Source organism: Kitasatospora sp. MAA19, from assembly GCF_029894125.1.
Classification (GTDB): Bacteria; Actinomycetota; Actinomycetes; order Streptomycetales; family Streptomycetaceae; genus Kitasatospora.
Window position 1 is genome coordinate 47,334 of sequence record NZ_JARXYZ010000008.1, and the last position, 16,693, is coordinate 64,026.

The following is a 16,693-nucleotide window of genomic DNA, read 5'->3' on the forward strand; positions in this document are numbered from 1 at the left end:
ACGGTCTCGGCGCATGCCGGAGCGCACCGGGCCGGTCGCCGGCGCACGGCGGGCCAGCCCTCGATGTGCCGCGGGTCAGCCCTCGGTGTACTGCGGCTCAGCCCTCGGCGTGCGCCTGGTCGAACTCCTCGCGGGCGGCCAGCATCTGCCCGGTGTGCTGCTCCGTCCACCGGCCGAGCGGCGCCAGCAGCACGGCCAGCTCCCGGCCGAGCGGCAGCAGGTCGTAGACCACGCGCGGTGGCGTCTCCGGGAACACCGTGCGACGCACCAGACCGCTGCGCTCCAGGGTCCGCAGCGACTGGGTGAGCATCTTGCGGCTGACCCCGCTGATCCCGCGCTGCAGCTCGGAGAACCGCTGCGGCCCGCACCCGGCGAGGCTCATCAGGATCAGCATCGACCACTTGTCGGCCAGCTCGGCGAACATCGCGCGGCTGGGACAGAGCTGGGCGAAGACGTCGAGCTCCTGCTCCTCGCCCTTCCCCTGCCCACTCCCCCACTCCTGCCCGTGCCGCCCGACGCAGACCTGCGCCTGGGCCACTTCCTCCGTCGTCATGCCGTCCAGGGTAGCCCTGCGGTCTCCAATCCACTCCTGGTAACTAATGGAGACCTGGTCTATATTGGAGACCGATCGGCCGACGGGCCCAGCACGGTGCTTCTGCCCCTGCCCTCACCCGTTCCTGGTTCCGTTCCCGCTTCCGTTCCGGTTTCCGTTCCCGTCCCCGTACAGGAGTGCCCCGCATGACCGCCATCCGCCCGACCGTCGCCCTCGCCTACCACTCCGGCTACGGCCACACCGCCGTCATAGCCGAGGCCGTCGCCCGCGGCGCGGCCGCCGCCGGCGCCGAGGTCGTCTCGATCGCCGTCGACACCATCACCGACGAGCAGTGGGCCCAGCTCGACGCCGCGGACGCGATCGTCTTCGGCTCCCCCACCTACATGGGCACCGCCTCCGGCGCCTTCCACGTCTTCGCGGAGGCCACCAGCAAGCGCTGGTTCTCGGACGCCTGGCGGGACAAGGTCGCCGCCGGCTTCACCAACTCCGCCTCCAAGAGCGGCGACAAGGCCGGCACCCTCGCCTTCTTCCAGACCCTCGCCGCCCAGCACTCCATGAGCTGGGTCAACCTCGGCCTCAAGCCCGGCTGGAACTCCACCACCGCCACCGAGAACGACCTCAACCGCCTCGGCTTCTTCAACGGCGCCGCCGCCTCCAGCCCGTCCGACGCCGGCCCCGAGGCCGTGCACAAGGCCGACATCGCGACCGCCGAGCACCTCGGCGAGCGGGTCGCCAAGCACACCGCCGTCGTGCTGGCCGGCCGCGCCGCCCTCGCCGGCTGACCACCCCGCACGGTCGGCACCTACGCCGCCGGGTCCGTCCCCAGGAGGGGCACCCGGCGGCGTCCGCCGTCCACCGCCCCCAGCTCCGCGCCACCGGTCTCCGGCAGCAGCCACAGACACCCCAGCGCCACCGCGCCCAACCCCGCCAGGTACCAGCCGACCGGCTGCGCCGTCCCGTACGCCGCGGTCAGCCTCGTCGCCGCCAGCGGCGTCGTCGCACCGCCCACCACCCCGCCCAGGTTGTACGTCAGCGCGGCGCCCGTGTACCGCACCCGGGTCGGGAACAGCTCCGGCAGGAACGCCGCCACCGGCCCCATCAGGCACCCGAGCACCACCAGCGCACCCGCCAGCGCCAGGAACATCAACGGCCGGCGCACCGTCTCCAACAGCGGGAACAACACCAGCGACCACCCCGCCGCCAGACCCGTCGCCCAGCACAACGTCCGCCGCCGCCCCCACCCGTCACTGCGCGACGCGCTCACCCACACCGTCGCAGCCATGCCCGCCGCGCCCACCAGCAGCATCGACAGCACCAGCGAACTCGCCACCCCCAGCCCGGACGTGGCATACGCCAACGCATAGGTCGTGGTCAGGTAGAACAGCGCGTACCCCACGGTGATCGCCCCGCAGCCCAACAGCACCGTGCGCCAATGCCCGCGCAGCACCTCCACCACCGGCGCCCGGTCCCTCGGTTCGTCCGGCCGGAACAGCGGCGTCTCCTCCAACCGCAGCCGTACGAACAACCCCACCGCTACCAGCCCCAGCGACGCCAGGAACGGCACCCGCCAGCCCCACTCCCGGAACGCCCTTTCGTCCAGGCCGAGTTGGACCGCCAGGAAGACCCCGTTCGCCAACACGAACCCGATCGTCGGCCCCAGCTGAAGGAACGCCCCGTACCGCCCCCGCCGCCCGGCCGGCGCGTTCTCCGCGATCAGCAGCGCCGCCCCACCCCACTCCCCGCCCAACCCCACGCCCTGGCACACCCGCAGCGCCACCAACGCCGCCGGCGCCCACCACCCCCACGAGCCGAACCCCGGCAACACCCCCACCGCCGCCGTCGACAAGCCCATCGACAACAGCGACACCACCAGCGTCGCCTTCCGCCCCACCCGATCCCCGAAGTGCCCGAACACCACCGCACCCAGCGGCCGGGCCAGAAACGCCACCGCGTACACCGAGAACGCCGCCAACAGCGCCCCCATCGTGCCCAGTTCAGGAAAGAACACCGACCCGAACACCAAGGCCGCAGCCGTTCCGTACAAAAAGAAGTCGTAGAACTCGATCGCCGTACCGATCAGCGCCGCAGCCGCCGCACGCCGCAACTGCCCCACCCGCCGGGCTTCCTCCGCATCCATACCACCACCCTGGCCACCCACCCACCCCTCCCACCAGCCCCCACCCGAGTGACCCTGGCGCACGACCTGAACGCGCGTACTCATGCGCACCACGCGCGCCCCCGGCAGACTCCCGGCATCAGCGACTCGGACCGAACAGCACCGACCGGCGGCAAGGCACTGACGGGCGGCGAACCTTGGGAGAGGGCGTCACATGCGGACGCGCGTGGGGGTCCAGTGGTTGATCTCGACTTCGGGCACGTGGTGGCCTCGCACATGGGCGATGTCCAGACCGCGGTCGACCACAACAACCACGCTCTTCCGCGGCCCTTCGGGGGCCGCCGTTGCCTACGGTCGGCCCTCGAAGTCTCTGTGGCGGTCGAACCCGCCGTACGGACGATGACCACCTGAACCGCTTCGCCCCCACTGAAACCTCCGGGCACGCAACTGCCCGACCGGTCGGACTCAACACCCAACGGCCGGGCAGTCAAAGCGACATGCGACTACCTCGTGTACGGATTGTCTCCCGGCGGCACCGGCGGCTCGTACGACGGCGGAGGCGGCGGAGTCACCGAGCCCACCTGCGACACATACGCCTCAGGCTGTCCCGCTCCCTTCCGCCGCCGAACCACGACGAACACCACACCCGCGACCAGCAGCAACCCGACCACCACGCCGACCACGATCGACAGCGCACTACCGGAACCGGACGACTTCTCCGCCTTCGGCTCCACCGTCGGTGCGCCCACCGCCACATCACTCGGGCTCGGGGTCGCAGAGCCCGGTGCCGACGACGCAGCCGACGGGCTCACCGAGGTCGACGGAGCAACCGGCGCCGAGGCCTCTGAAACCGGGATCGGCGACACGTCCGCCGGACCGGGATCACCAGGATCCGTTAGCGCGATCCGCGGCCGAACCGCGCCATAACCGGCATCGTCGGTGCGAGCGGAACCATCCTTCGGTTTACCCGCTGTATTGACAAGCACTCGCAGTATCTGGTTCGCCGTCCAGTTCGGATGGACCGACCAAACCAAAGCAGCCGAAGCAGAAACCAGAGCCGCTGAATCCGATGTTCCATGGCTCTTGCAGTACTCAGTCGAGGAGGTACAAGCCGCAAACATGTCCGCACCGGGCGCAACAAGAGCGACCTGCGGCCCATACTCCGATTCAGTGGTCACGGTGCCGTTTCGATCAACGGCCCCAACGCCGACTACATTGGGCAATCCACCCGGATACGACACCAGATTCCCGGACTGTGCTTCATTCCCCACGCTGGCCACAACCAGAACACCCTTGGCCCGTGCAGTCGCGAGGACGCGGTCCAACTTGGCCACGTCGTCCGGAGAAGTCCTTGCCGCTGCCATACCCTGCGAGATGTTGACAACCTTTGCGCCTTGGTCGACCGCATAGTTCACGGCCTGCCCAATCTGCCCCAGGAAATCGGCCGAAGTGACAGATCCAGCAGATCCGTTGTTGATCTTGAGCGGCAGAACCTTGGCCTCAGGCGCCAAACCGTAGGCGCCCGTCCCCCCAACCCCTCTGCCGGTTCCCGCGATCAAGCTGGACATCTCTGTACCGTGCCCGTCATTGAACGACCCGACGCCACCAGGGCTGTCGCTGAAGTCCTTGCCCGGAAGGAACTGCCCCACCAGGTCGGGGTGATCCAGCCTGAAGCCACCGTCAATCACCGCGACGGTGATCCCTTGGCCCTTGGTGATCTTCCACATCTCCGGCGCATGCATGGCATCCAAATGCCATTGCCGCTCACGGACCGTGTCATCCGCAACTGCCGGTGCTGCAACTGGGCCAACCACGACTCCCGCTGCCAGAAGCGCAGCCGCAACTACCCGCCATCGCGCTCGCGCGTTCGTCCGCCCCATCACAACTCCTCGTCAATCTCTCCGTCGACCGGGGAGCGTGCCCCGAACAGGTCTGCCCGGCCACCGGAAGAGCCCAGTGGCCGGGCAGTCGTTGCCGTCCTACTCAATCACGTCGGGGTTGCTGTGCGGCGTACCGCTGGTCCAGGTCTCCTCGTCCTCATGGAGGTAGTCGGCCCGCTTGCGGCGATCGCGCTCATTCCGCCCAGAGTGACCCGCCGTTCCAGGAGCCATCATGCCGTTCTGCCCGGAGCGGGCTTCGCCCTCGGCGACTCCCGCAGCCACCGCACGGTTGCGGAGGCCCGTCCCTCCTGGCGTGAACTCCCCACCAGCGGCTGGCCCCTTGCGGCCGCCGACCGTCCCGCCGCCGGTTGAAGTCAGTCCTCGACCCCGTGAGCTACCGCCCGAGCCGCCGACTCCGTGACCTCCACCCATGCCCGGGTGCACGCCACCCTGCCCGCCGGCTACTCCGGCTCGGCCCGCCTGGGCATCTCGGGCGCCGAAGACCGTTCCGCTCGGCAGGCCCTGAGCGCCGCTTGACTTCCCCGGTACCGAGCCACCGCCGAACGGAACCGTACGGGCAGGAATCGAGCCGCCTCCCTTGCCCGAGATGGAACCGCCGCCACCACCCTTGGCCGGGATCGAGCCACCCCCACCACCGGTCGGGAAGCCTGTCACCGGGCCACCACCCGGGAAGCCCGGGTACCCGGCGGTGCCACTAGGCCCACCTGGGTACCCGGGGGTGCCGCTCGGGACGTCCGGTGGGACGTTACCGCCACCGCCAGGACCGAGCGGGCCGGTCTGGCCAGGAAGGGCCGGCACGGTCGGCAGGCTGTCGAGCCCGGTACCGGGACGGTGAATGGGGTCTGACGGAACAGAGGGAGAGGTCGAGGAACCCGGGTCCACGGGCGGCGGTGACACCTGCCCGCCACCGTGCGGCGGAATCGCTTCGGTGTGACCCGGAACAGATGGTTCCCGCGAACCCGCTCCTGGGCTACGGAGCGTGACGGATCCGCCACCATAGTTGCCACTGGACGGACGGTAGCTCCCATCCGAGTTACCGCCGCTCGTGCGGGGGCTTCGAAGAGCACCGCCGTAACCTCCACCGCCTCCACCCCCACCGCCTCGAGACGCTCCGGAGGAGTCGTTCTGGTTGGTCGGCCCCGGCGTACCCGGCAGAGCCACGTCCCCGAGCCCGGCCAGCTTCGTCGTCGCCGCGTCGTACGCCTGCGCCAGCTTCTCCATCTGGAGAACGGCTTCCTGGTGCTCCTTCTGGACCTTCGTCTGGGCCTGGGCGGCCTCTGTCCCGGTCACCCAGCCCTTGTTGACCGTTTTCATGTAGTCGTCGACGGACTGTCCGACGGCGAGCTGCACGCTTGGGGACAGGTAGACCGTCTGGCTGTTGCGCTTGGCGACCGTCGCGATTTCCGTGTGCGGCGGTTCGGGCACAGCAGACTTGGCGGTGCTGAGCGCCTCACCGGCCTGGTGCATCGCGTCGCCGGCGGTTGTGGAGTAGTCACCGAGCAACGCAGCCGACTGCTGCAGGTTGCCGGCCCAGGTCTTGAAGCTCTCGGCGGCCGGGCCTTCCCAGGTGACGTTGCCGATATGCGATTTGAGTGCCGCGCCCAGTTCCTTCAGAACACGGCCGGCCGACTGCAGCTGGGTGCCGCGGCTCAGGACCAGCGTGGGGTCCGCGCTGTCGACCATCTTCCTCAGCTTGGCGTGATCGATGCCCTCGAAGTTCGTTCCATCTGCCACTACTTGCTCCCCCGTCTCCCCGTATGCCTCTTCCCGGACCGCTATCAGAGGTCGACGTCGGTCCGCTTCGACGTCGTTCCAGCCGGCGTGGTGCCGCCTGCGTTCTTCGCGACGGCGTTCTGGTCGGCCGTCGTGTTGTCCTCGTTGGTCGAGTAGTTGCCCGCCGTCTGTGCGACCGCTGTCTTCATCGCCTCGATCTGCGACACGAAGTCCTTGTGCAGCTTGACGAGCTGGGTGTGCACCTTGCCGTAGGCCGCCGTCAGGGCCGTCGCCTCGGCGAACTGCGCGCTGGCGAAGCTCCCTCCGGTCAGCTTCTGCTCCTGGAGCTTGTACGGTGCCGCCGGGGAGCCCTCCATCGCCTGGAGCAGGGCCTCGATCTTCTTCGCGAACGAGGTGAGCGTGTCGAGTTCGACCTTGACGTCCTGCTTGCCGAAGGCGGACACCAGGTCGCCGGCGCTGACGTACGTCTGCACGGTGCTGATCACGGGGCCGATCCCCATGTAATGGCTGAGCGTAAAAGGCGTGACGTCACCGGACGGATCCGGATTGGCCCCCGTGTTCGGTGGAACCTCTCCTGCCACAGCAGTTCACCTCTTCCCCCGTACGGGCGGCGGTTCGGGGTAACCCCGGGGCCGCCGCTCCGCAACATACCGTCAACTTCTCGGTCGTACAGTCCTGGTCGGTGCACCGCCCGCCCTGGGGGCGGTTTCAACCTCCACAATCGTAGCCACCGCCCCTGTCGGACCGGCAGGGCCCTTGGCCCGCCTGTGCGCGATCGGTACGAACTTGACACGTGCAACCCGCCGGGGCACCTGGACAAGCCCCCGCTAGACTGGCCTCGCCCGGTTGGACCGGGTACGCCCCCATCTGCCGCGCAATGTCGCACAGCAGCGACCCTTGGCCGCAGAACGGACGTGATCGCATGCCTTCGGACGAGCCCGCCCCCTCCTGGTGGGCGCGCGCCGCGCGCCCCTCCCGGCCTCCGCTGCCGGTCGCGTTGATGGTCCGCGCCGCCGTGGGCATGGCGGTGCCGCTGACCGTCGGCCTGCTGGCGCACCGGCTGGATCTGGGGGTGTTCGCCGGCCTGGGTGCGATGCACGCGACGATGAACGACCGGGCCGAGCCGGCGGGGCTGCGGGCCTCCCGGATCGCGTCGGCGGTGCTGGCCTCGGCGCTCGGCATGCTGATCGGTACCGCCCTTCAGCATGCGGACGTCTCGGCGGCCGTGCTCGGCGCGGCGCTCACGCTCACCGCCTTCGCGTCCGGCGCGCTGAGTGCGACGGGCCCGCGCGGTTCGGCGGCCGGGATGCTGCTGCTGGTGTCGGCCGCGCTGGGCAGCGGGATGCCGTTGCCGGATCCGTGGTGGGCGGCGGCGCCGATGATGCCGGCGGGCGCCGCGTTCGTCGTACTGCTGGGTCTGCCCGGGAGCGCGCACCTCCGGCCCGCCTCCGATCCGCGCAACCGCGCGTTGGCGGCCGCGTACGAGGCGTTCGGCCGTACGCTCGCCGACCTGGGCACGCCGCAGGGCGCGGCCTCGCGCCAGGTGTTGACGGCCCGGTTGAACCAGCTCCAGGACCTCCTCCCGAGGCCGCGCCGCCCGGGGGCGGAGTCCGCCCGCACGGCCCGGCTGCGCCGGATGTACGAGGCGGCGCTGGCCGCCACCGAGGCGGCGACCGGCCTGCTGTGGGCCTGGCGGCCCGTGCCGCCGGAGATCGCGGAGGTGCCGGGCCGGCTGGCGGCCGCCGTCCGGCGGGGCGGCGGCGAGGTCGTCGTCCCGGACTGGCAGCCGGACACCCCGTCCCGGCAGGCCCTGGACGTGGCGCTGCGGGCCGCCGCCGACACCGTGGCCGGCCGGGACGCGGAGATCGGCACCGCCCCGGCGCCCCCGCCCGATCCGTGGCGGCTCCGGGTGAAGCTGCTGTCACGCGGTTCGGTCCGGTACGGGCTGCGGGTGGCGCTGTGCATCGCGGTGGGTTCGGCGGTGACCGCCAACTACCCGCTCAGCAAGAGCTACTGGGTGCCGATGACGATCGCCTTCGTGCTGAAGCCGGATCTCGGGTCGGTGTTCCTGCGTGCGGTGAGCCGTTCGATCGGCACGGTGCTCGGGGTGGCGGTCACCGCGGCCGTGGTCTCCCTCACGACCGACGAGTGGGTGCTGACGGCGATCGCCGCGTTCTGCGTGGCCCTGCTGCCGTACGCGACGGCGGCGCACTACGGGCTGAACACGGTGGCGATGACGCCGATGGCACTGATCCTGCTCCAGCTGGGCGGGCAGAGCAGCGCGGCCGAGTTCTGGCCGCGGGTGCTGGACACGGTGCTCGCCAGCGCGATCGTGCTGCTCTTCGGCTACCTGCTGTGGCCGGAGCGTCCGCGCCACCGGATCGAGCCGCGGCTGGTGGACGCGGCCACCGCGCTGCGGGCCTACCTGGACGCGGTCACCGGGGACGCCGGCCGGGCCGAGGTGTGGCTGCGCCGTACGGCCTACCGGGCGCTGGCGGACGCCCGCCAGGAGGTGCGGCAGGGGCTGGCCGAGCCGCCGCCGACCGGTCGGCTGGCGGAGCAGTGGCTGCCTGCGACGGCGGCCTTGGAGCGGCTGGGCGGCGCGGTGGCGGCGTTCGCGGCGCAGCTCCGGTACGGCGGCCGGGTGCCGGACCCGACGGAGGTCGGACGGGTGTGCCGGGCGCTGGACGAGCTGACCGCCGCAGCCCGCGAGCACCGCCCGCCGACCGGGGCGGCGGCCCGCCCGACGGCGCCGCACGACCCGACGCGCAGTGCGCTGGGCCGTGCGGCGGACGAGCTGGAGGCCCTGCTCGCCCGGTAGCCACCCCGGTAGCCACCCCGGGAGGAATCCTCAGGAGACGACCCCGACGGAGGCCCCTTCAGCGAGCTCAGACCTGCTCGGCCAGCTCCAGCCAGCTCATCTCCAGCTCCTCCTTCTCCTCCCGGACGCCGCGCAGCTGCGCGTCCAGCTCCGCGACCTTGGAGAAGTCGGCGGCGTGCTCGGCGAGTTGGGCGTGCAGCTTGGACTCCTTCTCGTCCAGCTTGGCGATCTGCCGCTCCAGCTTCTGCATCTCCTTCTTCGCCGCCCGCAGATCGCCGCCCGACAGCGCCGATGTTGCGGCCTCGGCACCCGAGGCGCCCGAGGCCCCCGAGGTGCCCGCCGCGCCCGAGGCCCCCGACGTGACGGAAGCGGCCGAAGCGGCGGCGGCGATCGAGGCGGCCATCCGCGCCCGCCGCTCCAGGTACTCGTCGACGCCGCCGGGCAGCATCCGCATCTTCTTGTCGCCCAGCAGCGCGTGGACGACGTCGGTGGTGCGCTCGATGAAGAAGCGGTCGTGGCTGATGACGATCATCGAGCCGGGCCAGCCGTCGAGCAGGTCCTCCAGCTGGTTGAGGGTCTCGATGTCGAGGTCGTTGGTGGGCTCGTCGAGGAACAGCACGTTGGGCTCGTCCATGAGCAGGCGCAGCAGCTGGAGCCGCCGCCGCTCGCCGCCGGACAGGTCGCCGACCGGCGTCCACTGCTTGTCCTTGCCGAAGCCGAACTGCTCGCACAGCTGGCCGGCGCTCATCTCCCGGCCCTTGCCGAGGTCGACGCGCGAGCGGATCTGCTCGACGGCCTGGAGCACCCGGATGGCCGGGTCCAGCTCGGCGACCTCCTGCGACAGGTAGGCGAGCCGCACCGTCTTGCCGACCTTGATCAGGCCCGACGCGGGCTGCACGTCGCCTTCGGAGGCGTACGCGTCGCGCAGGGCGCGCAGCAGCGAGGTCTTGCCGGCGCCGTTGACGCCGAGCAGGCCGATCCGGTCGCCGGGGCCGAGCTGCCAGGTGAGGTTCTCCAGCAGCAGCTTGGGGCCGGCCTTGACGGTGACGCCCTCCAGGTCGAAGACGGTCTTGCCCAGGCGCGCGTTGGCGAAGTTCATCAGCTCGGAGCTGTCCCGCGGCTCCGGCACGTCGGCGATCAGGGCGTTGGCGGCCTCGATCCGGTAGCGCGGCTTGGAGGTGCGGGCGGGGGCGCCGCGGCGCAGCCAGGCGAGTTCCTTGCGGGCGAGGTTCTGCCGCTTCTGCTCCTCGACGGCCTCGATCCGGGAGCGCTCGGCGCGGGCGAAGACGTAGTCGGAGTAGCCGCCCTCGTACTCGTGGACGGCGCCGCCCTGGACGTCCCACATCCGGGTGCAGACCTGGTCGAGGAACCAGCGGTCGTGGGTGACGCAGACCAGCGCGGAGCGGCGCTTCTGCAGGTGCTGGGCGAGCCAGTTGATGCCCTCGACGTCGAGGTGGTTGGTGGGCTCGTCGAGGACGATCAGGTCGGGCGAGCCGAGGAGCAGCTTGGCGAGGGCGATCCGGCGGCGCTCGCCACCGGAGAGCGGGCCGATGACGGTGTCGAGGCCGTCGGCGAAGCCGGGCAGGTCGAGGCCGCCGAAGAGGCCTTCGATGATGTCGCGGATGCGGGCGTCGCCGAGCCACTCGTGGTCGGCCCGGTCGGCGATCACCTCGTGCCGGATGGTGGCCTTGGGGTCGAGCGAGTCGTGCTGGGTGAGGATGGCCATCTCCACCCCGCCGGCGTGGGTGATCCGCCCGCCGTCCGGCTCCTCCAGCTTGGCGAGCATCCGGATCAGGGTGGTCTTGCCGTCGCCGTTGCGTCCGACGACACCGATCCGGTCACCCTCGCTGACACCGAGGCTGACCCCGTCCAGGAGGGCGCGGGTGCCGTAGACCTTCGTGACGGACTCGATGGTGGCGAGGTTGACGGCCACGTGTGCTGCGCTCCTGGGTTGGCGGTCTCGGGGCGGCCCGCCGCTCGCGGCCGGGCGCCCCTGTCGGGGACACCCCGATCTCCCCAGCCTAATGGGCCCGCCGAAGCGCCCTCACCGCCTGCACCGGCGGGGCCCCGGGCGCCCCCACCTGCGGGGGCCCAGCACCGGCGGGAGCCCCCACCTGCGGGGGCCCAGCACCGGCGGGGGCCCTGCACCGGCGGAGGAGCTACGGCACCAGCCCGGCCCCTGGCACCGGCCCGTACGTGGCGTGCGCGGTCCGGCAGGTGCCGGAGGCCCGCAGTGCCTCGGCGACGGCGGCCGCCGCGTCGGCGTCCTTGGCGAGGAACGCGCAGGTCGGCCCGGAGCCGGAGACCAGGGCGCCGAGCGCGCCGGCCTCGGTGCCGGCCCGCAGGGTGGCCGCGAGCGAGGGGCGCAGCGAGAGGGCGGCGGGCTGGAGGTCGTTGGTGAGGGCGGCGGCCAGGGCGACGGCGTCGCCGGCGGCGAGCGCGGCGAGCAGCTCCGGGTCGGCGTCGGGGGTGGGCACCTGCACCTCGCTGGAGCCGGTGCCGGCCTCCTCGCGCAGGCGGTCGCACTCGCGGAAGACGGCGGGGGTGGAGAGGCCGCCGTCGGCGACCGCGAACACCCAGTGGAAGGTGCCCTCGACGGTGAGCGGCTGCAGGATCTCGCCCCGGCCGCGGCCCAGCGCGACGCCACCGAGCAGGGCGAACGGCACGTCGGAGCCGAGTTCGGCGGCCAGCTCCAGGAGCGTGTCGAGGGGGGTGTCGAGCTGCCAGAGCGCGTCACAGGCGACCAGCGCGGCCGCCCCGTCGGCGCTGCCGCCGGCCATGCCGCCGGCGACCGGGATGGCCTTGGCGATGTGCAGGTGCACGCCGGGCTCGGCGATGCCGTGGTGGGCGGCGAGCAGGCGGGCGGCACGGGCGGCGAGGTTGCTCTCGTCGAGCGGTACGGCGTGGGCGTCCGGCCCGGTGCAGGACAGCGTGACGCCCTCCCCGGCCGTGGCCGTGACCTCGTCGCCGAGGGCGACGGCGAAGAACACGTTGGCCAGGTCGTGGAACCCGTCGGCACGCAGTCCGCCCACTCCGAGCTGGACGTTGACCTTGGCCGGAACCCGTACGGTGATCACTCGGACTCGACCTCGTCGCTCTGCTTCGGCCGGTGCCCGCCGGTCGCCTTGGGCTGGTGCCCGCCGGTCGCCTTGGGCTGGTGCCCGCCGGTCGCCTCCGGCCGGTGCCCGGCGGCCGCCTCGGGCTTGTGCTCGGCGATCGCGGCGAACTGCTCCACCGTCAGCATCTCGCCGCGCAGCTTGTGGTCGATCCCGGCGGCGGCGAGCGCCTGCTCGGCCCCGGCCGGGGAGCCGGCCCAGCCGGCCAGGGCGGCCCGCAGGGTCTTGCGCCGCTGGGCGAACGCGGCGTCGACGACGGCGAACACCTCCTGACGGCTGGCGGTGGTCTTCGGCGGCTCGCGGCGGATCAGCGAGACCAGCCCGGAGTCGACGTTCGGCGCGGGCCAGAACACGTTCCGCCCGATGGCGCCGGACCGCTTCACGTCGGCGTACCAGTTGGCCTTGACCGACGGGACGCCGTACACCTTGTTGCCGGGCTTGGCGGCGAGCCGGTCCGCGACCTCGCTCTGCACCATCACCAGGGTCCGCTCGATGCTGGGGAAGGTCGCCAGCATGTGCAGCAGGACGGGCACGGCCACGTTGTACGGGAGGTTGGCGACCAGCGCGGTGGGCGCCGGCCCGGGCAGCTCGGTGACCTCCATGGCGTCGCTGAACACCAGGTCGAAGGCGTCCGCCTTGCCGGGCAGCCGGGCGGCGACGGTGTCCGGCAGGTGCTGCGCGAGCACCGGGTCGATCTCGACCGCGGTCACGTGCCGCGCCACCTCCAGCAGCGCCAGCGTCAGCGACCCGAGCCCGGGCCCGACCTCGACCACGGAGTCCTCGGCCGTCACCCCACCCGCCCGGACGATCCGCCGCACGGTGTTGCCGTCGATGACGAAGTTCTGCCCGCGCTGCTTGGTCGGCTTCACGCCGAACGCGGCCGCCAGCTCCCGGATGTCGGCGGCGCCCAGCAGGTGGCTGTCAGAGGTGGGATCGGTGGTGCTCACGCGCCAAGGATACGGGCGCGGAAGCCACTCAGAGTTCGACGACCGCGGCGAGGTCGATCTCCACGGCGGGCACTCATGCTCACCAGCATCACAGCGCCACGAGAGTGCCGAACCGTTTCCCCGCGATCCGATGTCCGTTCGATCGACTCAGTACCCGAAGGCCCGCGCCGTGTTCGCGGCGATGGCGGCGGACAGCTCGCCCTCGGGCAGCCCCAGGGTGGCGGCCATCGACCGGACCGTGACCGGGATGAGGTACGGGGCGTTGGGGCGGCCCCGGTAAGGGTGGGGGGTGAGGAAGGGGGCGTCGGTCTCGACCAGGATCCGGTCGAGGGGGGTGACGGCGAGGGCGTCGCGCAGCGGCTGGTTGGCCTTGAAGGTGACCGGTCCCGCGAAGGACAGGTACCAGCCGTGCTCGGCGCAGACCTTGGCCATCTCGGCGTCGCCGGAGTAGCAGTGGAAGACGGTCCGCTCGGGGGCGCCTTCCGCCAGCAGCACGGCGATGACGTCCTCGTGGGCGTCGCGGTCGTGGATGACCAGCGCCTTGTCGTGCCGCTTGGCCATCTCGATGTGGCGGCGGAACGACTCCTTCTGGATCTCCACGCCCTCGGGCCCGGTGCGGAAGTAGTCGAGGCCGGTCTCGCCGACGGCGAGGACCTGCGGGAGGGCGGCGAGCCGGTCGATCTCGGCGAGGGCCTCGTCGAGCGCGGCGGCGCCGCCCGCGGCGCGCTGCCGGCCGGACCAGCCGTCGGGGTCGCCGAGGAAGATCCGCGGCGCCTCGTTGGGGTGCAGGGCGACGGCCGCGTGCACCTGCTCGTACTGGGCCGCCAGGTCGGCGGCCCAGCGCGAGCCGGGCACGTCGCAGCCCACCTGGACGACCGTGGTGACCCCGACCGAGGCGGCCCGGGCCAGGCCTTCGGCCGGGGTGCCGGACTGCATGTCGAGGTGGGTGTGCGAGTCCGCCACCGCCACCGCCAGGGGTTCCGGCAGCGGCGGCGGCGTGGCGCGATCGTCCTTGGGAGACATCAGGCGGCGGGCTTCTCTTCGAGGCGCGGGAACAGGATCTCGCCCTTGGTGACGGTGCTGCCGACGGGCAGTCGGCCCCAGTCGGCCGCGGTGGCGACGGTCTGCGCGGCGAGCGCGCCGAGACCGGCCTCGGCCCCGAGCGAGACCCACAGCTTCTCGGCGGTGGACGGCATCACCGGGTTGAGCAGGACGGCGGTGCCGCGCAGCGCCTCGGCGGCGGTGTAGAGGATGGTGGCGAGGCGGGCGCGCCCCTCCTCCGAGTCGTCCTTGGCGACCTTCCACGGCTCCTGCTCGGTGAGGTAGCCGTTGACCTGCTTGACGAACTCGAAGATCGCCGCGAGGCCGCCGGCGAAGTCCAGCTCCTCGCCGATCTTCCGGTCGGCGGTGGCGACGGCGGCGGCGAGGCCGTCGGCGACGGCCTGCTCGGCCTCGCCGTGGGCGGTCGCCTCCGGCAGCGCACCGTCGAAGTACTTGCCGACCATGGCGGCGACCCGGGAGGCCAGGTTGCCGAAGTCGTTGGCGAGTTCGGAGGTGTACCGGGCGGTGAAGTCCTCCCAGGAGAACGAGCCGTCGGTGCCGAACGGGATCGCCCGCAGGAAGTAGTAGCGGTAGGCGTCCACGCCGAAGTGCGAGGTGAGGTCGGTGGGCGCGATGCCGGTCAGGTTGGACTTGGACATCTTCTCGCCGCCGACCATCAGCCAGCCGTTGGCGACGACCCGCTTGGGCAGCGGCAGCCCGGCGGCCATCAGCATGGCGGGCCAGATGACGGCGTGGAAGCGGAGGATGTCCTTGCCGACGAGGTGAACGGAGGCGGGCCACAGCTCGGCGAAGCGCTCCGGGTCGCTGCCGTAGCCGGCCGCGGTGATGTAGTTCTGCAGCGCGTCCACCCACACGTAGAGGACGTGCTTCTCGTCCCAGGGCAGCGGGACGCCCCAGTTGAAGGTGGAGCGGGAGATGGAGAGGTCCTGCAGGCCCTGCTCGACGAAGCGCAGCACCTCGTTGCGGGCGGACTCGGGGGCGATGAAGCCGGGGTTCTCGGCGTAGAACTCCAGCAGCTTCTCGCCGTACGCGGAGAGGCGGAAGAAGTAGTTCTCCTCCTCCAGCCACTCGACGGGCTTCTTGTGGATGGCGCAGAGCTTCTCGTCCTCGGCGGCGCCGTCGAGCAGGTCGGCCGGGAGTTTGTACTCCTCGCAGCCGACGCAGTACGGGCCGGAGTAGCCGCCCTTGTAGATCTCACCCTTGTCGTACAGGTCCTGGACGAACTCCTGCACCCGGTCGGTGTGACGCTGCTGGGTGGTGCGGATGAAGTCGTCGTTGGCGATCTCCAGGTGCTCCCAGAGCGGCTTCCACGCCTCCTCGACCAGCTTGTCGCACCATTCCTGCGGGCTGACGCCGTTGGCCTCGGCGGTCCGCATGATCTTCTGACCGTGCTCGTCGGTGCCGGTCAGGTACCACACCTTCTCGCCGCGCTGGCGGTGCCAGCGGGTGAGGACGTCGCCCGCCACGGTGGTGTACGCGTGGCCCAGGTGCGGGCGATCGTTGACGTAGTAGATCGGGGTGGAAACGTAGTACGCCGGGGTGTTCGCCCCGGTGGTGCTGTGGTCTGCAGTGGCCGCCATGGTCGGAAAGCTTAGTCGGGCCCGAACGCACCCCTCCACCGCGTGACCGCCCGAGCGATCGCGTCACCGACCGGACACGGGTGCCCGTGCACGGACGGCGGGGGCCGCCCGCCGCACTGCTCGCGGCGGGCGGCCCCCGGGTGCGCTCCCGACGTCGACGGTCAGCCCAGCAGCCGCGACCAGAACCGGGCCCAGCGTCCGCGCGGCTTCACGGAGCCGTCCACCGGGGGCGCCCCGGCCGGCTCGGCGTGGGCCGGGTAGCCGGGGGCGTGGTGCCAGGACTGGTCGGCGGTGGCGACCCGGCCCTCGCGCATGATCCGGACGGTGTGTCCACCACACCCCGGGCAGGTCGGCTTGAGCAGCGGGGACGGTACCCGGACACCGTTGGCGTGGTACTCGAAGACGACGTGCCCGTCCTTGCCCACGTGGTGCTCGATGTCGTACGCCTGCTCCCAGCCGTACCCGCACTTCAGGCACGCGAAGGAGTAGGCCTCCCGTACGGTCTCGACGGGAGTGTGCGGCCTTCCGGCCAGGCCGGGGGCGCTCAGCGCGTTGCCACCGAGGGGGCTACCGATCATCTCGCTCATAGCCGTCTCCCAGCGCCCGCCGGGCGCTCGCCCGGCTGGGTCTTTCCATTCCAGGAAATGCCCGGACCGCCTCGGCCGATGCCCTGCTTGTGAAGACTTGGACGCGGATTGGGAAGCCCTATACGAAGGGCCTGGTCCGTTCCGGAAACCGCGGCCGAAGCTTCAGCTCCGTGGGCGTTTACCGGGGCCTTCTCTCCACGGTACGACTCCCCAGGAGTCCCGCAACCCCCCGGAGTACACCCCCGTTCCACGGCCCCGTCCGACCGCGCCCGGGGC

The 16,693-nt window shown here is 71.6% G+C and carries 13 protein-coding genes; 2 read left to right on the forward strand and 11 right to left on the reverse strand.

The annotated features are described in order from the left end of the window. Positions 1 to 97: 97 nt before the first annotated feature. A complete protein-coding gene (locus P3T27_RS14905; RefSeq protein WP_280678419.1) occupies positions 98 to 553 on the reverse strand; it encodes a helix-turn-helix domain-containing protein in 456 nt (151 codons plus the stop codon). A gap of 185 nt (positions 554 to 738) precedes the next feature. Between P3T27_RS14905 and P3T27_RS14910 the strand changes: the two genes are divergently transcribed. After that, entirely contained in the window at positions 739 to 1,335 is a 597-nt protein-coding gene (locus P3T27_RS14910) for a flavodoxin family protein (protein ID WP_280678421.1), read from the forward strand. Positions 1,336 to 1,355: 20 nt separating this feature from the next. Here the strand turns inward: P3T27_RS14910 and P3T27_RS14915 are convergent, their stop codons facing one another. The 4 genes from P3T27_RS14915 to P3T27_RS14930 all read right to left on the reverse strand — a co-directional run bounded on the left by P3T27_RS14915 (position 1,356) and on the right by P3T27_RS14930 (position 6,804). After that, a complete protein-coding gene (locus P3T27_RS14915) occupies positions 1,356 to 2,690 on the reverse strand; it encodes an MFS transporter (protein ID WP_280678423.1) in 1,335 nt (444 codons plus the stop codon). A 482-nt stretch (positions 2,691 to 3,172) separates the two neighbouring features. Next, complete coding sequence (locus P3T27_RS14920) at positions 3,173 to 4,396, reverse strand: S8 family serine peptidase (RefSeq protein ID WP_280678425.1); 1,224 nt, start codon at positions 4,394 to 4,396, stop codon at positions 3,173 to 3,175. Positions 4,397 to 4,648: 252 nt separating this feature from the next. Further along, positions 4,649 to 6,304 carry a hypothetical protein gene (locus P3T27_RS14925; protein WP_280678427.1) on the reverse strand — a complete coding sequence of 552 codons (1,656 nt, stop codon included), beginning with the start codon at positions 6,302 to 6,304 and terminating at the stop codon, positions 4,649 to 4,651. A gap of 44 nt (positions 6,305 to 6,348) precedes the next feature. Next, complete coding sequence (locus P3T27_RS14930; RefSeq protein ID WP_280678429.1) at positions 6,349 to 6,804, reverse strand: hypothetical protein; 456 nt, start codon at positions 6,802 to 6,804, stop codon at positions 6,349 to 6,351. Between the two features lie 422 nt (positions 6,805 to 7,226). On the opposite strand from P3T27_RS14930, the gene P3T27_RS14935 reads away from it, so the two are divergent. Further along, positions 7,227 to 9,125, forward strand: a complete 1,899-nt coding sequence (locus P3T27_RS14935; RefSeq protein WP_280678430.1) for an FUSC family protein — start codon at positions 7,227 to 7,229, stop codon at positions 9,123 to 9,125. A gap of 67 nt (positions 9,126 to 9,192) precedes the next feature. On the opposite strand, the gene P3T27_RS14940 is transcribed toward P3T27_RS14935, so the two are convergent. From P3T27_RS14940 to P3T27_RS14965, 6 genes are all read right to left on the reverse strand, one after another. Next, entirely contained in the window at positions 9,193 to 11,058 is a 1,866-nt protein-coding gene (locus P3T27_RS14940) for an ABC-F family ATP-binding cassette domain-containing protein (protein ID WP_280678432.1), read from the reverse strand. A gap of 226 nt (positions 11,059 to 11,284) precedes the next feature. Then, positions 11,285 to 12,202, reverse strand: a complete 918-nt coding sequence (locus tag P3T27_RS14945) for a 4-(cytidine 5'-diphospho)-2-C-methyl-D-erythritol kinase (protein WP_280678434.1) — start codon at positions 12,200 to 12,202, stop codon at positions 11,285 to 11,287. Continuing rightward, the gene (gene rsmA / locus P3T27_RS14950) at positions 12,199 to 13,188 is read right to left on the reverse strand and encodes a 16S rRNA (adenine(1518)-N(6)/adenine(1519)-N(6))-dimethyltransferase RsmA (protein WP_280678436.1); all 990 of its coding nucleotides are present in this window, start codon (positions 13,186 to 13,188) and stop codon (positions 12,199 to 12,201) included. The genes P3T27_RS14945 and rsmA overlap by 4 nt, the downstream gene beginning before the upstream one ends. Before the next feature lie 147 nt (positions 13,189 to 13,335). Continuing rightward, positions 13,336 to 14,211 carry a TatD family hydrolase gene (locus tag P3T27_RS14955; RefSeq protein ID WP_280678438.1) on the reverse strand — a complete coding sequence of 292 codons (876 nt, stop codon included), beginning with the start codon at positions 14,209 to 14,211 and terminating at the stop codon, positions 13,336 to 13,338. After that, on the reverse strand, positions 14,211 to 15,830 hold the full coding sequence (gene metG / locus P3T27_RS14960; protein WP_280678440.1) for a methionine--tRNA ligase: 1,620 nt from the start codon (positions 15,828 to 15,830) through the stop codon (positions 14,211 to 14,213). The genes P3T27_RS14955 and metG overlap by 1 nt, the downstream gene beginning before the upstream one ends. 161 nt (positions 15,831 to 15,991) lie before the next feature. Then, positions 15,992 to 16,417, reverse strand: coding sequence for a hypothetical protein (locus P3T27_RS14965; protein WP_280678442.1), 426 nt, complete (start codon positions 16,415 to 16,417; stop codon positions 15,992 to 15,994). Between the last annotated feature and the right edge of the window lie 276 nt (positions 16,418 to 16,693).